Source organism: Bacteroides pyogenes, assembly GCF_014196225.1.
GTDB lineage: Bacteria > Bacteroidota > Bacteroidia > Bacteroidales > Bacteroidaceae > Bacteroides > Bacteroides pyogenes_A.
In genome coordinates this window covers 250,242-268,661 of sequence record NZ_JACIDI010000001.1, presented here as the reverse complement: position 1 = coordinate 268,661, position 18,420 = coordinate 250,242, and the positions used below count along the sequence as shown (strand labels likewise).

General features: G+C 48.6%; 18 protein-coding genes and 1 tRNA gene. 11 read left to right on the top strand and 8 right to left on the bottom strand.

Going from position 1 to position 18,420, the window contains the following annotated elements:
- Positions 1–35 precede the first annotated feature (35 nt).
- Positions 36–2,165, top strand: a complete 2,130-nt coding sequence (locus GGR07_RS01040) for a KamA family radical SAM protein (RefSeq protein ID WP_021645034.1) — start codon at positions 36–38, stop codon at positions 2,163–2,165.
- On the opposite strand, the gene GGR07_RS01035 is transcribed toward GGR07_RS01040, so the two are convergent.
- Both GGR07_RS01035 and GGR07_RS01030 read right to left on the bottom strand, forming a co-directional pair.
- Positions 2,162–3,490 (bottom strand): nucleobase:cation symporter-2 family protein, encoded by a 1,329-nt coding sequence (locus tag GGR07_RS01035; protein WP_021645033.1) that lies wholly within the window; start codon positions 3,488–3,490, stop codon positions 2,162–2,164. The genes GGR07_RS01040 and GGR07_RS01035 overlap by 4 nt on opposite strands.
- Before the next feature lie 250 nt (positions 3,491–3,740).
- Positions 3,741–4,457 carry a nucleoside-specific channel-forming Tsx family protein gene (locus GGR07_RS01030; protein ID WP_021645032.1) on the bottom strand — a complete coding sequence of 239 codons (717 nt, stop codon included), beginning with the start codon at positions 4,455–4,457 and terminating at the stop codon, positions 3,741–3,743.
- Positions 4,458–4,551: 94 nt separating this feature from the next.
- Here GGR07_RS01030 and GGR07_RS01025 point away from each other — a divergent pair, with 94 nt between their 5' ends.
- The 3 genes from GGR07_RS01025 (at position 4,552) to GGR07_RS01015 (ending at position 5,663) form a co-directional block, all read left to right on the top strand.
- Complete coding sequence (locus GGR07_RS01025) at positions 4,552–5,136, top strand: uracil-DNA glycosylase family protein (protein ID WP_021645031.1); 585 nt, start codon at positions 4,552–4,554, stop codon at positions 5,134–5,136.
- Between the two features lie 34 nt (positions 5,137–5,170).
- Complete coding sequence (locus GGR07_RS01020) at positions 5,171–5,524, top strand: arsenate reductase family protein (protein WP_021645030.1); 354 nt, start codon at positions 5,171–5,173, stop codon at positions 5,522–5,524.
- 66 nt (positions 5,525–5,590) lie between these two features.
- Positions 5,591–5,663: transfer RNA gene (locus GGR07_RS01015), tRNA-Trp, on the top strand.
- 280 nt (positions 5,664–5,943) lie between these two features.
- Here the strand turns inward: GGR07_RS01015 and GGR07_RS01010 are convergent.
- From GGR07_RS01010 to GGR07_RS00990, 5 genes are all read right to left on the bottom strand, one after another.
- Positions 5,944–6,816 carry a pyridoxamine kinase gene (locus tag GGR07_RS01010; protein ID WP_039972537.1) on the bottom strand — a complete coding sequence of 291 codons (873 nt, stop codon included), beginning with the start codon at positions 6,814–6,816 and terminating at the stop codon, positions 5,944–5,946.
- Positions 6,817–7,372: 556 nt separating this feature from the next.
- The gene (locus GGR07_RS01005; protein WP_021645026.1) at positions 7,373–7,954 is read right to left on the bottom strand and encodes a LutC/YkgG family protein; all 582 of its coding nucleotides are present in this window, start codon (positions 7,952–7,954) and stop codon (positions 7,373–7,375) included.
- The gene (locus tag GGR07_RS01000) at positions 7,951–9,336 is read right to left on the bottom strand and encodes a lactate utilization protein B (RefSeq protein ID WP_021645025.1); all 1,386 of its coding nucleotides are present in this window, start codon (positions 9,334–9,336) and stop codon (positions 7,951–7,953) included. The genes GGR07_RS01005 and GGR07_RS01000 overlap by 4 nt, the downstream gene beginning before the upstream one ends.
- A complete protein-coding gene (locus tag GGR07_RS00995; RefSeq protein ID WP_034543683.1) occupies positions 9,333–10,073 on the bottom strand; it encodes a (Fe-S)-binding protein in 741 nt (246 codons plus the stop codon). The genes GGR07_RS01000 and GGR07_RS00995 overlap by 4 nt, the downstream gene beginning before the upstream one ends.
- Positions 10,074–10,109: 36 nt before the next feature.
- Positions 10,110–10,688, bottom strand: a complete 579-nt coding sequence (locus tag GGR07_RS00990; RefSeq protein WP_021645023.1) for a 5'-methylthioadenosine/S-adenosylhomocysteine nucleosidase family protein — start codon at positions 10,686–10,688, stop codon at positions 10,110–10,112.
- A gap of 31 nt (positions 10,689–10,719) precedes the next feature.
- On the opposite strand from GGR07_RS00990, the gene GGR07_RS00985 reads away from it, so the two are divergent.
- The 5 genes from GGR07_RS00985 (at position 10,720) to GGR07_RS00965 (ending at position 14,205) form a co-directional block, all read left to right on the top strand.
- Positions 10,720–10,875, top strand: coding sequence for a hypothetical protein (locus GGR07_RS00985; RefSeq protein WP_021645022.1), 156 nt, complete (start codon positions 10,720–10,722; stop codon positions 10,873–10,875).
- 203 nt (positions 10,876–11,078) lie between these two features.
- A complete protein-coding gene (locus GGR07_RS00980) occupies positions 11,079–11,372 on the top strand; it encodes a hypothetical protein (RefSeq protein WP_021645020.1) in 294 nt (97 codons plus the stop codon).
- A gap of 21 nt (positions 11,373–11,393) precedes the next feature.
- Positions 11,394–11,684: a cell division protein ZapA gene (locus GGR07_RS00975; RefSeq protein ID WP_021645019.1), complete on the top strand. Its 291-nt coding sequence runs from the start codon at positions 11,394–11,396 to the stop codon at positions 11,682–11,684.
- Between the two features lie 128 nt (positions 11,685–11,812).
- Positions 11,813–13,348: a ribonuclease Y gene (rny, locus tag GGR07_RS00970; protein WP_021645018.1), complete on the top strand. Its 1,536-nt coding sequence runs from the start codon at positions 11,813–11,815 to the stop codon at positions 13,346–13,348.
- Between the two features lie 89 nt (positions 13,349–13,437).
- Entirely contained in the window at positions 13,438–14,205 is a 768-nt protein-coding gene (locus tag GGR07_RS00965; protein WP_021645017.1) for a copper homeostasis protein CutC, read from the top strand.
- 63 nt (positions 14,206–14,268) lie between these two features.
- Here GGR07_RS00965 and GGR07_RS00960 read toward each other — a convergent pair whose 3' ends face one another.
- Positions 14,269–14,514, bottom strand: coding sequence for a GlsB/YeaQ/YmgE family stress response membrane protein (locus tag GGR07_RS00960; protein ID WP_021645016.1), 246 nt, complete (start codon positions 14,512–14,514; stop codon positions 14,269–14,271).
- 251 nt (positions 14,515–14,765) lie between these two features.
- Here GGR07_RS00960 and GGR07_RS00955 point away from each other — a divergent pair, with 251 nt between their 5' ends.
- Both GGR07_RS00955 and bioA read left to right on the top strand, forming a co-directional pair.
- On the top strand, positions 14,766–15,869 hold the full coding sequence (locus GGR07_RS00955; protein WP_021645015.1) for a DUF4421 domain-containing protein: 1,104 nt from the start codon (positions 14,766–14,768) through the stop codon (positions 15,867–15,869).
- A 65-nt stretch (positions 15,870–15,934) separates the two neighbouring features.
- The gene (gene bioA, locus GGR07_RS00950) at positions 15,935–18,346 is read left to right on the top strand and encodes an adenosylmethionine--8-amino-7-oxononanoate transaminase (protein WP_021645014.1); all 2,412 of its coding nucleotides are present in this window, start codon (positions 15,935–15,937) and stop codon (positions 18,344–18,346) included.
- Positions 18,347–18,420 lie beyond the last annotated feature (74 nt).

Below are 18,420 nucleotides of genomic sequence, written 5' to 3'. Positions count from 1 at the left end.
TTATTATATTTAAAGGTAAATAAAAATAATTGCTTATGAAACAAAAGAAAATGCTACTCCTTACTCTTTCTCAATTGAGGCAAACTTACTTTCAGGAATTACCGGAAATAACAGCAATAGCTTCGGGAAGTCCGACAAACGAGGACTTCAAGGCCGACTTGTCGGCATATTTGGATAAGTTTTCTGCAACCGATGAAAAGACTGAAGAAGCAAGGGAGCAAATTCGAACATTACTCCATTACGATGGACAGGAAGTGCATGAGTTGTCCACAGGACAAAAAATGCCCGTGAAAACGATTTCTTTACTCCATCAATTTCTATCAGGCACATTGGAAAATACAGAAATGCCCACTGATTTGTTTATAGAATTATTCCAAGTATTTCGTCGCCTCAAAGGAGCGACGATGCCCCCTCTCTCGCACCAAAGAATCAAAAGCCTTAGCGAACGATGGCCCGACGGTCTTAATAAAGAAGTCAAAGAGATACGGGCTGAAAACAAGGAACGGATGATTCATTTGCTGATTCAAAAAATAGAGAACCGTAAATCGAAGTCTTCCGGACGCTTCCGTTTCGAAGAAGGGATCAGCTATGAGGAAAAATACCGATTGGTAAACGAGTGGTGGAATGAATCGCGCTTTCATTTATCAATGGCTGTTAAAAGTCCGACAGAGTTAAACCGCTTTCTTGGGAACACCCTTTCGACAGAAACCATGTACCTGCTTCACCAGGCACGCAAGAAAGGAATGCCTTTCTTCGCAACTCCCTATTATTTATCTTTATTGAACATCTCGAAAGAAGGATACGACGATGAAACCATACGAAGCTACATCCTTTATTCTCCCCGCTTGGTAGAAACCTACGGACATATCCATGCCTGGGAAAAAGAAGACGCGATAGAAGCTGGAAAACCTAATGCCGCCGGATGGTTACTGCCTGAGGGGCACAACATACACCGCCGCTATCCGGAGGTCGCCATTCTTATCCCCGACACAATGGGTAGAGCGTGCGGAGGGCTTTGCGCTTCGTGCCAGCGGATGTATGACTTCCAAAGCGAACGGCTGAACTTTGAATTTGACACTTTACGCCCGAAGGAAACATGGGATCACAAGCTGCGACGCCTTATGACCTATTTTGAAGAAGACACCCAACTGCGAGATATTCTTATTACGGGAGGCGACGCACTGATGAGCCAAAACAAAACACTCCGCAATTTATTGAATGCCGTTTACCGTATGGCAGTACGCAAACAGAAAACGAACCTGCAACGTCCCGAAGGAGAAAAGTTCGCAGAAATCCAACGGATGAGGCTCGGTTCGCGGCTACCCGCCTACTTGCCTATGCGTATCAACGACGAACTGGTAGAGATTCTAAAAGAATTTAAAGAAAAAGCCTCAGCCATCGGAGTGAGACAATTTATCATACAGACCCATTTTCAAACTCCATTGGAAATAACCCCCGAAGCTGAAGAAGCCATCCGGAAGATTCTCTCGGCAGGATGGATCATAACCAACCAACTGGTGTACACTGTATCCGCTTCCCGACGCGGACATACCGCACGGCTTCGTGAGGCCCTCAATAAATTGGGAGTGATGTGCTATTATACTTTCTCGGTCAAAGGATTCAATGAAAACTACACCGTATTTACCCCCAACAGCCGCTCCATACAAGAGCAACAGGAAGAAAAGAAATACGGACGAATGACTGCGGAACAAGCAGAAGAGCTGTGCCATCTCTTATCAGAAAATCAGGACGAGCCGAATAGCAAACGAAGCGATGTAGCCACCCGAATAAAGCAATTCATGAAAAAGCACCGATTGCCGTTTTTAGCCACCGACCGCAATGTGCTGAACTTACCGGCAATCGGGAAAAGCATGACTTTCCGGCTGATAGGACTCACGCCCGAAGGAAAACGCATCCTGCGTTTCGACCACGACCGTACACGCCGCCACAGTCCGATCATAGACCGTATGGGAAAGATCTATATTGTAGAAAACAAATCCTTGGCGGCTTATTTGCGTCAATTAAGCAAGATGGGCGAAGATATTGAAGACTATGCATCCATTTGGAATTATACAAAAGGAGAAACCGAGCCTCGCTTTCATTTGTACGAGTATCCCGACTTCCCCTTCCAATCTACGGAAAGAATGAGTAATCTGGTTCTTTAATCGCCTATCTCTTCTTCTTTTACGCGAATGACAACATTCGCAATTATCGCAGTGAGACCTCCGGTAGTGATTCCCGAAGAAAATATGCTTCGAATTGCTTCCGGAGCTTGTTTTAATACATCCGGCATTAACTCCACGCCTAAGCCTAAGGAGAGACTGACTGCCAAGACTAATGTTTCCTTACGCCCTATCTGTTGGGACGAAACGATACGGATACCGGCGGCAGCCACAGTTCCGAACATCAACAAGGTTGCTCCTCCCAGAACCGGATCGGGCATTAAAGAGAACACAGCGCCTACAATAGGAAACAGCCCTAAGACAACAAGCATCGCGGCGATATAATAACCGACATAGCGGCTCGCTACTCCTGTCAACTGAATGAGACCATTATTCTGCGCAAAGATGGAGTTAGGAAAAGAGTTGAACACGCCGGCAAGCAACGAATTGAAACCGTCTGCCATCACGCCGCCGGATACCCTCTTCAGGTACGAATCTCCTTCGACCGGAAGACCGGAAATCATGGAGTTGGCAGTCACATCACCGATCGCCTCAATAGCGGTGATCAGATAAACCAGACCGATGGCGATAAAAGAAGAAAGATTGAAATCGACGCCATATCTAAAAGGCTGAGGGATGTTGAAACTCATAAAGGTGTCGGCACTGAGCGAGCTCATATCCACCTTTCCCAAAACGAAAGCCAAGCCATAACCCAAGCACAAGCCCAACACAATGGAACTCATACGAAGATATTTGTTTTTGCTTCGATTGAAAAACAATACGCTAAGCAATACAAGCGCGGCAATCGACAGATTCTCCCAACTCCCGAATGTTCCGTTGTCCATTGCGCCATATCCTCCCGCACACGCTACGATTCCGACCTTTATAAGGCTTAAACCGATTAAAAGGACAACGATACCCGAAACCAGCGGGGTAATGATGTCGCGGAGATACTTGAACGTGCGGCTGACTATCATTTCGACAGGAGCCGCCGCTATACAGGCTCCGAATATTAAAGGTAAACCGCCGACAAGCCCGGTGGCAATGATGGGACCGATGAAAGAAAAGCTCGTTCCCTGCACGCAGAGCAAACCTGCTCCTAAAGGTCCGAATCTGCGGCATTGGATAAAAGTGGAAATGCCTGAGGCAAAAAGTGCCATAGAAACCAGAAAGCCGGTTTTTTCCACATCAAGTTTCAAAGCTCCGGCAATGATAAGAGGCGGTGTAATGATAGCTACAAAGATAGCCAGCAGATGCTGCAATGCCGCGAAAAAAGCATCTTTAAACGGCGGGCGATCTTCTACGCCATAGATTAAATCTGTTTTCATTCAATTTTAGGCTTAAAATATTCCGGATCTCCACAGTTATTCCGTATCGACAAGAGCGGCAAAGTCGGATAAGACGCCGCATTCTTCGATACCGGGAAGAAACATTCCCGAAACAGAATCTTCAATGAATGCCGGGCACAATGTAGGCAGCTCTGTACAAACAGCCGTTTTTTGTGCTCCGGTTGCTTCAAGCCTTTTCCATAACCGTTCTTACAGAAACGACCCGGGAATACAGTACAGTCGTTTTTTTTTAATTGAATGTCCACTTCAAAGCCAGCGTAGGAATAGCGTAGAAGCCATCGTGATTGGCAAAGTTGTTGCTCAACTCCACTTCCGAACCCACACTCAGATTAAAGTTCTTGTTCACTCCTTTTACGCGATTCAGGTTTACCCAGAATTGAGGCTCCGACAAGAAAATGGTTTTCCCATAATTATTCTCCTCGCGCCACCAGTCGGCGAAACCCGAAAAAGTGAGCAGATTGTCGCAGAAGTTCACATACCAAGTACCCGTCAGCTGAAAGTTGTTGGGCGATTTATGCTTCTGAATATATTTGTACATGGCTGACAAAGAGAATCCTTTCGAAAAGTCGGCAGAATTGTATGTATAAGTCACTCCCGCCAAATAAGCATTATCATAAGAAAAGCCTTTTGCCACTCCGCCATTATATTCCAGATGTGCGGAGAAAGGACCTTGCCAGAATTTCAGCTCGCGGGCGATTTCCCAATAAGCCGAAGTAACTCCTGCGGAGGTATAATCCATATCTACGAAAAAGAATGTGCTTCCCCACGCATCGGGGTGGAATTTCTCCACTGTGGTGGTTATCAGCGGGCGTTTAAAGCCGTCCGTATTCATTTCCTTGTAAAGCGAACGACCGAAATCATAATGCAACTGAACGTTTTGCGCCTGTAATCCTGTTACGGCAGAAAGCAACATACACAGGAAAAGAGCAGAAAATACTTTTTTCATAATAGATGTTTTTTATAAATGAAGACGCAAAAGTAGTTAAACCTACAGATTTTATCACTATGTTTGTGAAAAAATTGAGAAAATATCGAAAGAGATGGAAATAGAAATAGAGAAACATCCGCTGGAGCCTTTTCTTCCGCCTCAGGCACAGTTGTTGATGCTGGGAAGCTTTCCTCCGCAAAAGAAACGATGGTCGATGGATTTTTATTACCCGAACCTGAACAATGACATGTGGAGAATTTTCGGGCTTTTATTCTTCAACGATAAAGAGCATTTCCTCAACGATACGCGGAAAGCTTTCTGCCGCGAGCGAATCGTCGATTTTCTGAACGAGAAAGGGATTGCTTTGTTCGACACGGCCACCTGCGTCCGACGGTTGCAAGACAACGCTTCCGACAAATTTCTGGAAGTGGTTCGCCCTACCGACATTGCCGCCTTGCTGCGAAAGATTCCGCTATGCAAAGCATTGGTCACCACCGGACAAAAAGCGACAGACACCCTGCGCGGACAGTTTGCCACGAAAGAACCCAAAGTGGGAGATTTTACAGAATTTCTTTTTGAGAACCGGGCGATGAAGCTCTACCGCATGCCCTCTTCCTCACGGGCATACCCGCTGGCCTTGGAGAAGAAAGGGGCTGCCTATCGCAATATGTTTTTAGAACTGGGTTATGAATTGTAAAAACATGGAGTAAGAACCGCTAAATATTATCATTATGAAACCTTTATTTTTGCAATACCCCGCATGCAGTACATGCCGGAAAGCCGAAAAATGGCTGATAGAAAACAAAATAGCATACACAAGCAGGCTTATCGTGGAAGAAAATCCTACGGTGGAAGAACTGAAAGCATGGATTCCGCTCAGCGGCCTGCCGGTAAAGAAGTTTTTCAACACCAGCGGGTTGGTTTATAAAGAACTGAACCTGAAAGAAAAGCTGCCGGCAATGAGCGAAGAGGAACAAATCGGCTTGTTGGCTTCCAACGGGAAACTCGTGAAACGCCCGCTGGTAGTGACCGACACTTTTGTCTTAGTAGGCTTCAAGGCCGATGAATGGGAAAAATTAAAATAATCTTGAAACTTACACGAGCGAACGCTTGCAGATTCGGAAGTTTCTGTTACCTTTGCAGCCGCAAACACGGGAGTAGCTCAGTTGGTAGAGCACCGGTCTCCAAAACCGGGTGTCGGGAGTTCGAGCCTCTCCTTCCGTGCGCAAGCTAAAAGAAGTTATAATCCTCACACCACTACTTCCAATTATCCTCAGAAGCTAATATGTATAGTACAATTGGGGATTTACCGATTCTGCAAAAAACATCTCAAAGCAAAGAGTGAGAAATAGACCTTATAACCTTCAAACTCATGAGTTTGTAAGAAAGATAATTTCATCGGTTCAAAGCATATCTCCTGCGAAATATCATCTCGGCAAAAGAAACTTCGGTACACTTTTCTTTGCGAATATTCTTTATATTTCGCCTGTTTGAGGACCGCCCGTCATATCAATTCGTAGCTGGAGCTTTGAATGGGCATGTCGAGATTGTGCAACACTTTTTCCAGAAGGATTCCTTCACGGTTGTCGTATTCATAGCCGAAAGTGGCGCGAATGCCTTGAAGGATGAACTGAGTGGCACGATCCAAAGCAATCGGCAGACTGTCGCCTTGCATCAACGCCCCGGTAATGACACTTGTAAACGTATCTCCCGTGCCCGGATAATGAGCCGGCAGGTAAGGGCAGGTAATCTTCCAGTAACGGTCTCCCTGACGATTGTAAGCATAAACGGAAGTTTTATGGCTGTCGCCGCTTACAGGCACGCTGGTGATGACAACCACCTGCGGACCTTTATCGGAAAGCAATCGCAGATACTCTTTCACTTCTTCATCCGCATGAGCGGTCTCATACGGGCGGTCCAACAGATAAAACACCTCCGTCAGGTTAGGCGTAATCACATCCGCTTTGGCAACGAGATGACGCATCTCTTCCACCATCTTTACATCGAAATTGGTGTACAGCCGACCGTTGTCGCCCAATACCGGATCGACAACAACCAATCCGTCAGGCTGACGGAAGTTGTCGATAAAGTCGGAAACTATGCGAATCTGCCGGGAAGAGCCCAGATATCCGGTATAGATGGCGTCGAACCTCATCCCCAGCCTTTTCCATTCGGCAATGATTTTCGGCATTTCATCCGTCAGGTCGAGAAAAGAGAAATCGGGATACTGCGTATGGTTGGAAAGAACTGCCGTAGGCAGGGGGCATACCTGAAAGCCCATGGACGAAAGAATGGGAATGACAACCGTCAGTGAAAGTCTCCCTATGCCGCAAAGATCATGTACGGCAGCAATTTTTTTAACTTTATTCGAATACACGTGATGATAAATGATTAATTTTTAATGATCGATAAATTAAATAACAATACTTTCAGACAAACGTTCCGTTTTCTCAAAAGAGAGATTACGCTTCTTCAAAAAGGAGCTCCATTTTCCAAAAGAGAAATTTTCGCTTTCTCCAAAGAGGAGCTTCGCTTCTCCCCAAAGAGCCTCCATTTTCTAAAAAGATAACTTTCGCTTCTCCAAAAAGAAGCTCCATTTCCTAAAAGAGAGATTCCGATTTCCCAAAAGAAGAACTTCGTTTCTCCCCAAAGAGCCTTCGCTTTCTCAAAAGAAGAACTTCGTTTCTCCTAAAAATGATCTCCATTGCTCAAAAGAGAGATTCCGATTTCCCCAAAGAGGAGCTTTGTTTCTCTCCAAACAGCCTCCGTTTTCTCAAAAGAAGAACTTCGTTTCTCCTAAAAATGATCTCCATTGCTCAAAAGAGAGATTCTGTTTTCTCAAAAGAGAACCTTGGTTTACCCCAAAGAGAGCCTTCGTTTCAATCAAATAAAGGCTCTGATTTGCAATTATGTACTTCCTTGCCCGACACACGTCAGACAAGAATGACCGTAACCTCCCTTGCGCCATGCGCTCCCATGACCAACGCCTGCTCGATATCAGCCGTTTTCGAAGGTCCCGAGATGAACGTCCCGAATTCATACGGCTGTTTATCCAACTTCCGGTAAACATCGTACATGGTATCTACAATACGATTCCGGTCGAGCAATATCACCAGCCGTTCGGCAATAAAATACACGGCTTTATGCTTCACCGTCTGCGGAATCCACACCGCCCCGTTCTCCGCCACACCCCATTCGCCGGAAATCACCGCCAGATCTGTACCGTCGAGTTCTTTCGGATCGTCCAACTCATCAGGATTGAAGGTAGCGCACGTGACCTCCGGAAGCACGGAAGCTATGCGCTTGGCAGAAGGATAAACACTTCGAATCGCCTCGTTCAGGTCTTCTCCCTCGCCAAGTACCACCGCCCGACCGCCGACCGCCCGGCTGACGGAGCAAAACTGCCCGATCTTATCTGCATAGCTTAATCGCTTCTCTATCCGCACGTCGGGTTTCTCATACCGCTTCTGCGTATTCCGCCGGATAGCGGCCAATATTTCTTCTCTGCTGCTCATTTCTTCTCCTCCTTTTTCTGTACTTTGTTTTTCTTCCACATCTCATTGAACGACTCCGGAGCGAATTTCGGGAGTTCCCTCCCTTTTCCCCAGTCATTCAGGGCGTGATACTTCATGAAACGCGGCAAGGCATTGACCATCGGCGCAGCCCGCAATGCCGCATTAAACAATGCGGGACGTTCCATGAGCAACTTCATGCCGCCGGACATCATCTTCTTCTGCTTGCTTGCCTTGCCCAACCGGTCGAGTTCCTGTCGCCACTTATAAATCTGCTCGCCCAAGTCGACCTTGGCGGGACAAACGCACGAGCAAGACAGGCATAAAGAGCAAGCCGACAGATTGTCGGAATATTTCTCGGGATCGTGCACCATACCGAGGTTGATGCCGATGGGCCCGGGAATAAAATAAGTATAAGAGTATCCTCCGCTACGGCGATAGACAGGACAGGTATTCATGCAAGCGCCGCAACGGATGCAATTCAGCGTCTTAATATGTTCGGGATGCGAAAGCAAGGCGCTCCGCCCATTGTCGACGATGATGATGTGATACTCTCCCCCTTCGCGCGGACGGCGGTAATGAGAGGTATATGTAGTGATGGGCTGTCCGGTAGCCGACCGTGCCAGCAGACGGGTGAATATCCCCAACGATTCCATATCGGGCACAATCTTTTCCATACCGAAGGCTGCGATGTTCAACTTCGGATACGAAGTACCCATATCGGCATTTCCCTCGTTGGTACAAACCACGATATCTCCGGTAGAAGCCACGGCAAAGTTGGCTCCGGTCATGGCCGCTTCGGCATTCAGGAAACGGGAACGCAGATTCTTCCGCGCTGCGTGAGTGAGGTAAGTAGGGTCGAAATTGCCTTTTTCGGTTCCCATTTCCTTCTCGAACAATTCGCCCACCTGCTCGCGCTTGATATGAATGGCGGGCAAAACAATGTGGCTCGGCTCCAGATGCATCAACTGCAAGATTCGTTCGCCCAGGTCGGTTTCCACTACGTCGATGCCCCGTTCCATCAGAAAAGGATTCAACCCGCACTCTTCGGCAAGCATCGATTTGCTCTTCACAAACCGCTTCACCTTATGAGCGCTCAGAATATCGTAAACGATCCGGCAATATTCGCCGGCATCTTTCGCCCAATGAACGATAGCGCCATTTGCCTCGGCGTTCTTCTCAAACTTCACCAAAAGCTCGTCGAGATGACTGTTCGAATAAAGTTTCAACTCGCAGGCTTTGTCGCGCAACTCTTCCCATTCGGGAACCGTCTTGCTTATTTTATCCCTTTTGGCGCGAACCATCCAAAGAGTTTCGTTATGCCATGCCGCCATCTTGCTGTTTTGCAAGAACTTTTCAGCAGCTTTCGAATGTCGTGTACTCATAGTCCCGATGCTAAAATTTCTACAATATGCATGACCCGGACCGGCAAATGTTCGCGCTCGATGACACCTTGCATGTGCATCAGGCACGAGCTGTCGGCTCCGGTTATATACTCGGCTCCCGTGCCGATATGGTCTTTCACCTTATCGCGCGCCATGCAGATGGATACCGCCTGCTCCTCCACGGCAAACATTCCGCCGAATCCGCAGCATTCGTCCGTATGGGAGGGTTCGAACACTTCAACCCCTTCTACCAGAGCGAGCAGATTGCGCAACTTATTATAATAAGGAATATTTCTTTCGCTCGGGGCCGAAAGCGAAAGCTCCCGCACGCCGTGGCAACTGTTATGAATGCTTACTTTGTGCGGAAAGCGCGACGGCAGGCCGGCAGGCTTCACCACGTCGTGAACAAACTCGCAGATATCATAAATCTTTCCGGCACTCAGGCAAGTATGCCCCTCCTTCTTCAAAATATCCGGATGGTTCTCTTTCACAAAAGACACGCAACTGGCAGAAGGACCGACAATATAATCGTATTCGCGGAACAATTCATCGAAACGGAGCGCCAGCCTGACGGATTCGTCCTGAAAACCGGCATTCGCCATCGGTTGTCCGCAACAAGTCTGATCCAACGGATAATCGACGTCTACTCCCAAACTCGTCAACAGCTTATACGAAGCTACTCCCACGTTGGGATAAATAGCATTCACATAGCAAGGAATAAACAAACCTACTTTCATCATATATTTATATTAATTAGCCACATTCTATTTTCGCTACGCTTCGTGCGCAATTCCCTTTTTCATCACATTCAGATAATGGGAAAGTCCCCGCCGGGCATCCGCCAGCTTATCTTCCCAGTGCTTCACGGAATTTCGCCCGATGATATCGGTCACATACTTCACCGAGACGAACGGAATTTGCCTTGCGCGGCAGACGAATGCCTGTGCGTATGCCTCCATATCCGCTACATCGCCGGCGACTTCCGACAGTTCGGTAAGAAAACCGTCGCCCGTATTGCAAACCCCGTTTTCCGTCCAATCCCTGCAAAACCCTTTCTCTTCAAGCAAGGCGGAGGTATCTATCTCCCACTCCAGTCCGAAGGCGGAAAGCTTCTGCATATCGCGGTCTACGAAGCGGCGGCATACGAAAACATCGCCCACCCGATGATTGACGGAGCCGGCGCTCCCGATGTTCAGCACCAAATCGGGTTCCACCTGACGAATGGCTTCGGACAAATGATAAGCCGCTTTCACCTTACCTATTCCCGTACGTACATAGTACGGTTCCGCATCCGGCCATTTTATTTCGACAAACTCATCCTGCACGGCATAAGTCACCAGTATTTTCCACATATATCTGTTCTTTGTTTAGAGAATAAAACGAATGCACAAAAATAAACTTTATCATCCGAACACCACAGCGTTTTTCCGTTTTTTTCATTTCACTCCGCCGATTTATGCAGCAGGCACAATACACCATACGCCGACGGGCATGGCGGATGTAAAGGAAAACGGAACGCCGGAACAGCTCACCTCCTGACGCATCTCTGCACAGTGCGGCAGCAAAAGAATGACAAATAATGTTCATGATCGGTCTGCATCCCTATGCGGACAATCTGCTTCCTGTCGGGCATCGTTTTCAAAGCAAACAACACAATAAGTTTTAAAGAAAAAACATTTTCTGCTAAAAAGTTTTTGAAATACCGGAGTTAATCGTATTTTTGTGTACAATTTTGTGTGGCGATGACCGAAGAAGAAAAAAAGTTATTGAATACCTTCGAAACAAAACTGCGGCATTTAATCTATCTTCACGATGAACTTAAACGTGAAAACGCCGGGTTGAAGCAACTTCTCGAAAATGAGAAACTAAAAAACGAGAAGGTGCAAGCACAATATGACAAACTGGAAATCGATTACACAAACCTGAAAACAGCTGCGGCAATCAGCCTTAACAGCGGCGACGTAAAAGAGACGAAGCTGCGATTGTCAAAATTAGTGCGTGAGGTCGACAAATGCATCGCTTTATTGAATGAATAGTTTAAAAGAAGAAGGAGATGTATGGACGATAAAATAAAGATAAACCTGCCGATAGCAGACTTAATCTACCCGATCACCATCAACCGCGAGGAGGAACAAATGGTGCGGGAAGCTGCCAAACAGGTAAACATCTGGCTTAATGAATACCGGGAACGCTATAAAGACATCGATCCGGAAAGAATTATGCCCATGGTAGCCTATCAGTTTTCGTTGGAAAAGCTCAAACTGAAACAACGTAACGATACCGCTCCCTATACGGAAAAGATAAAAGAGCTGACGGAATTGTTGGAAAACTACTTTCAGGAAAAATGAAGAAAAGTTTTCGGACATCCGCCGATCGAAAAGGAAACAACCACGCGCACTGCAAAATATCCGGATAAGAAATTGTTCCGATAGTTGGCAGTGCGTTTTTATTTATATATTTTAAATTAAATGTAGAAATGACAGCAATAATAACAACAGCCGTTGCTTTCTTTATCGCAGGAGGAATTCTTTCATATATACTGTTCCGGTATATACTGAAGTCCAAATATGATAATGTACTGAAAGAAGCAGAGACCGAAGCCGAAGTAATCAAGAAAAACAAATTACTGGAAGTAAAGGAGAAGTTCCTCAACAAGAAAGCCGACCTGGAGAAAGAGGTAGCCCTGCGCAACCAGAAAATACAGCAGGCGGAAAACAAACTGAAACAACGGGAGATGGTGCTCAACCAACGTCACGAGGAAATTCAGCGGAAGAAACAGGAAGCCGAAGCCGTAAAAGAGAATCTGGAAACACAGCTGGTAATCGTCGATAAGAAGAAAGAAGAGCTCGACAAAATGCAGCAACAGCAGATAGAAAAGCTGGAAACCATTTCGGGACTCTCTGCCGAAGACGCGAAAGAACGTCTGGTGGAATCGCTGAAAGAAGAAGCCAAAACACAGGCTCAGTCGTACATCAACGATATTATGGACGATGCCAAGCTCACAGCCAGCAAAGAGGCTAAACGCATCGTGATCCAGTCCATTCAGCGTGTAGCCACCGAAACAGCCATCGAAAACTCCGTCACGGTATTCCACATCGAATCGGACGAAATCAAGGGACGCATCATCGGACGTGAAGGACGCAACATCCGCGCGTTGGAAGCGGCTACCGGCGTGGAAATCGTTGTCGATGACACTCCGGAAGCAATCGTGCTTTCGGCGTTCGACCCCGTACGCCGCGAAATTGCGCGGCTGGCGCTCCATCAATTGGTGACCGACGGACGTATCCATCCCGCGCGTATCGAGGAAGTGGTGTCTAAAGTACAGAAGCAGGTGGAAGAAGAAATCATCGAAACAGGTAAACGGACCACGATCGACCTGGGCATCCACGGCTTGCATCCGGAACTTATCCGTATCATCGGTAAAATGAAATACCGTTCTTCTTACGGACAGAATTTATTGCAACACGCTCGCGAGACAGCCAACCTCTGCGCCGTCATGGCTTCCGAATTGGGATTGAATCCGAAAAAGGCCAAACGTGCCGGATTGCTCCACGATATCGGTAAGGTGCCCGATGAGGAACCGGAATTGCCACATGCGTTACTGGGTATGAAACTGGCGGAGAAATACAAAGAAAAAGCAGATATCTGCAACGCCATCGGCGCTCACCACGACGAGGTGGAAATGACGAGTCTGCTGGCTCCCATCGTGCAGGTGTGCGATGCCATTTCCGGTGCACGCCCCGGCGCACGCCGCGAAATCGTGGAAGCCTACATCAAGCGTCTGAACGATTTGGAACAGCTTGCCATGTCGTATCCCGGAGTAACGAAAACCTACGCCATCCAAGCAGGTCGCGAGCTTCGCGTCATCGTGGGAGCGGATAAGATAGACGACAAGCAGACGGAAAACCTCTCGGGCGAAATCGCAAAGAAGATACAGGACGAAATGACTTACCCCGGACAGGTGAAAATCACCGTCATCAGGGAAACCCGCGCGGTAAGTTTCGCGAAATAACAAAACGGAATCCAAAGAATCACGCAGATTCACGCCCCAATTACATGCAATTGGGGCGTCGGTCTGCGTGATTTTCAATACACCGGTTTATGAAGAAATATCAGTTTGAAATTTGCGCCAACTCAGTGGAAAGCTGCTTGGCGGCGCAAGCAGGCGGAGCGCATCGCGTAGAGCTTTGCGCAGGTATCCCCGAAGGAGGAACGACTCCCTCCTACGGAGAAATATCCGTGGCGCGCGAACTTCTCACCCACACCCGCCTGCATGTCATTATCCGTCCGCGTGGCGGAGACTTCCTCTACTCTCCCATCGAAGTGAGAACCATGCTGAAGGATATAGAAGCGGCACATCGTTTAAAGGCAGACGGAGTGGTATTCGGATGCCTGACGACCGACGGGGAAATAGACCTCAGCGTCATGCGGGAGTTGATGCACGCCTCGAAAGGAATGTCGGTAACTTTCCACCGGGCATTCGATGTGTGCCGGAATCCGCAGAAAGCGATGGAAGAGATTATCGAACTGGGCTGCCACCGCATTCTGACATCGGGGCAACAGCCATCGGCCGAGAAAGGAATCCCTTTGCTCAGAGAGATGCAGAAACAGGCGACGGGAAGAATCATCCTGCTGGCGGGATGCGGGGTGAATGAGGGGAACATCGCGCGGATAGCGAAAGAAACAGGCATACAAGAGTTTCACTTCTCCGCCCGCGAAAGCGCAAGAAGCCCGATGACTTACAAAAACGAATCGGTTTCTATGGGAGGGACGGTGCATATCCACGAGTACGAACGCACATCGACTACCGTGAAACGAGTAAGGGAAACCATCCATGCCCTCTGCTCCATTGCCGGAAATAAAAAATGAGCGCGAGTTCCCCGGTACAAGGAACTCACGCTCTTAATAACCAAGAGAGTAATTTATTTTTCCCTATTTAGGGCGAGAAAACAGAGAAGCGATCCACAGCACCAAGATGGCTCCCACTGTAGCGGTAATCAAACTTCCTACCAAACCGGAAGCTTCCAAACCGAACAGACTGAATACCCATCCTCCGATCACTCCTCCGACAATACCGAGCAACAGATTGATCAAAAATCCAAAGCCTCCGCCACGCATTATTTTACCTGCGATTAAACCGGCAAGAACACCGATAATAATAAACCAAATTGTATTCATACGTATTACTTTTTTCTTGAAAAACAGGAACTTATTCAGAATAGTTTAAGCATTTAAAGTATATTAACTAAAAGAGAAAGAACAAGGTTGCGGTTGGAAATGCGGGCCGGAGAATTTGCGGGCCTCATCGGTGCGAATCATCTTTCGCCCGGACGACTCCCTTAGATGCCTGCTTCCGCATTTTACACCGGGCGGGTCTTTTTTCGAACCGAAAGTTAGCAAAACTCGACGAAATCTCATAATTTCGTGCCATGATTAAAAAGACTGCCTTCATACTGGTATTATTTTATACACTGCCCTTATGCGCCCATACCGAAAGGGACACCACCTTCGTGCACGACAGCATACCATCTGCTCCCCAAACAAGCGGATTTAAAAAAGCAATCAGAAAGTTTCTGAACTTCAGCGATTTCGACACGCTATACATCAGCCCCAACCGTTACAACTACACGATAATGGGCGCGCATATCACCAACTTCGAGTATTATTCGCTAAGCGGTTCGGAGCCCGACGCCCAAAAAATCAGCTTCTCGCCCAACCCGCACCACAAGGTAGGTTTATACTTCGGCTGGCGCTGGATATTTCTGGGATGGTCGGTAGACGTCAACGACATTTCGCGAAAAACAAACCGGAAGAACAAAAACACGGAGTTCGACCTGAGCCTGTACAGTTCCAAAATCGGACTGGATTTATTCTACAGGAATACGGGAAACAGATACAAGATACATAAGCTCAAAGGATTTCCGGAGGATATTCCTCCCCGCTACTCCGCCAAGTTCGACGGCCTGAACGTGAATATCAAAGGGCTGAATGTCTATTATATATTCAACAACCGCAAGTTCTCTTATCCCGCAGCTTTCAGCCAGTCGACCAACCAGCGTCGGAACGCGGGCTCGCTTATCGCGGGTTTCTCGTTCTCCAAACACAAACTCGACTTCGACAACAGTCGCTTCCCCGACTTTGTGCAAAAGAACATGAATCCCGATATGCGGGTGACACGGATAGAATACAGCAACGCCAGTTTCAACATCGGATATGCTTACAACTGGGTGTTCGCACGCAATTGCCTCGCTTGTTTGTCGCTGAACCCGTCGGTGGCATATAAAAGCTCCGATATAAGTGTGGAAGCAAGTGAAGTAGAGAATACAAGCGATAAGATCAGCGTCGATTTCCTCACCCGCGCGGGAGTGGTGTACAACAACCGCAAATACTACGTGGGGACCTCGTTCGTAGGACAGGTATTCAATTATCACCGCAGCAGCTTTTCCCTTCATAACGGCTTCGGTGTCCTTCAAATCTACGCGGGTTTCAACTTCCACCTGCGCAAAGAATACCGCAAAAGAAAAAGGAAATAAAGATTTGCAGGCAAAAAGATTCTTTATACATTTGCCCCGTAAATAAAGATTCAAGCAGCTTTCAGATGAAGAGAAAAGAGCGCGTACAGGGTAAACATTCTTTTTCCAGCTTCCGCTATTGGGGCAGGAAAAACTATGCCGTATTCGCGAGTCTGGGACGTGAAGTCCGCATCGGCCACCTGCATACCAATGTGGTGGCGATGTCTCTTCGGAAACAGAACGCCGCTCAAACCATCCCATATCTTACTTATATGACACTCGAAGAGATCAAAGAACAGGTGTTGTCCGGGGGCGACATCTCTTCCGAACAAGCAGCCTGGCTTGCCGATACGGCCGACCGCGAGGCTTTATATGCCGCTGCGCACGAGATAACCGTCGCTTGTGCCTCACAAGAATTCGACATGTGCTCCATCATCAATGCCAAATCGGGCAAATGTCCCGAAAACTGCAAATGGTGTGCACAATCCGCCCACTACCGTACCAAAGCGGATATTTACGACCTCCTCCCCGCAGAAGAATGCCTCCGGCAAGCCCGATACAACGAAAATCAAAGCGTAAACCGCTTCTCGCTCGTCACCAGCGGACGAAAACCTTCCTCCAAACAACTTTCCCGGCTTTGCGATACCACGCGCCATATCCGCCGCCATTCGTCCATCCAACTATGCGCCTCATTGGGGTTGTTGGAAGAAGAAGAGCTCAGGCAGCTCCACGATGCCGGCATCACACGCTACCACTGCAATCTGGAAACCGCCCCTTCTTATTTCCCGCAACTCTGCTCCACGCATACTCAGGAACAGAAGCTCGAGACACTGGCGGCCGCCCGACGGGTGGGCATGGACATCTGCTGCGGGGGAATCATCGGTATGGGCGAAACGATGGAACAACGCATCGAATTTGCTTTCACCCTCCGCAAGCTGGGCGTGCAGTCTATCCCTATCAATCTGCTGAGTCCCATCGCAGGCACTCCGCTCGAAGGGCAGAAGCCTCTGGAAGAGGAAGAGGTGCTGACCACCATCGCCCTGTTCCGCTTCATCAATCCCACAGCCTTTCTCCGTTTCGCGGGAGGACGCTCGCAACTCTCGCAGGAAGCCATGCACAAAGCTCTCTACATCGGGATCAACTCCGCCATCGTGGGCGACCTGCTCACCACGCTCGGTTCGAAGGTTTCGGACGACAAAGAGATGATACTGAAAAAAGGATACCGTTTCCCCGACTCGCAGTTCGACCGAGAGCATCTGTGGCACCCGTACACCTCGACCACCGACCCGCTTCCGGTGTACAAGGTAAGGAGTGCCGAAGGAGCCACCATTACCCTCGAAAGCGGAGAGACGCTGGTAGAGGGGATGTCTTCGTGGTGGTGCGCGGTGCACGGGTACAACCATCCGGTGCTGAACGAAGCCGTACGGGAGCAATTGGAAAGCATGTCGCACGTGATGTTCGGCGGACTGACCCACGAACCTGCCATCGAATTGGCGAAGTCGCTGCTCCGTATCGTCCCTCCCTCGATGCAGAAAATTTTCTACGCCGACTCGGGCTCGGTGGCGGTGGAGGTTGCCATGAAAATGGCGGTGCAGTATGCCTATGCGGCAGGCAAACCGTCGAAAAGCAATTTCGCAACCATCCGTTCGGGATACCACGGCGATACGTGGAACGCCATGTCGGTATGCGACCCGGTGACGGGGATGCACAGTCTTTTCGGTTCATCGCTGCCCATCCGCCATTTCGTTCCCGCCCCCCGTTCGAGATTCGATGGGGAGTGGGATCCCTCAGACATCCTGCCCCTTCAAAAGGTAATGGAAGAGCATGCCGGCGAACTGGCGGCATTGATTCTCGAGCCTGTGGTGCAAGGGGCGGGAGGAATGCGGTTCTACCACCCGCAATACCTGCGCGAAGCCGCCCGCCTATGCCGCAAACACGACGTCCTGCTGATATTCGACGAGATAGCCACCGGATTCGGACGTACCGGAAAGCTCTTTGCCTGGGAACATGCCGGCGTAGAGCCGGACATCATGTGCATCGGCAAGGCGCTTACGGGAGGATATGTGACGCTCTCGGCGGTTCTGGCTTCCAACCGGATAGCCGATACCATATCCAACCATGCTCCGGGTGTGTTCATGCACGGCCCCACGTTCATGGGCAACCCGCTGGCTTGCGCCGTGGCTTGCGCCTCGATCCGCCTGTTGCTCGAATCGGACTGGGAAACGAAAGTAAAACGCATCGAACGGCAACTGAAAGAAGAACTGGCTCCGGCGGCACAACTGCCGCAAGTGGCGGACGTACGTGTGCTGGGCGCCATCGGCGTGATAGAGACAAAGCAGCCTGTGGATATGGCTTATATGCAGCGGCGATTCGTGGAAGAAGGGATATGGGTGCGGCCGTTCGGCAGACTGGTGTACCTGATGCCGCCGTTCGTCATCACGCCGGAACAACTGAGCAAGCTGAGTGCGGGAGTGCTGAAAATAGTGAAAGAGATGTAAAGGAGGAAGACTTGAGAAAGGCTTGAAAAAATGAGCCGACATCTTGGGTTCGTAACATACATCAACAAGGAAAC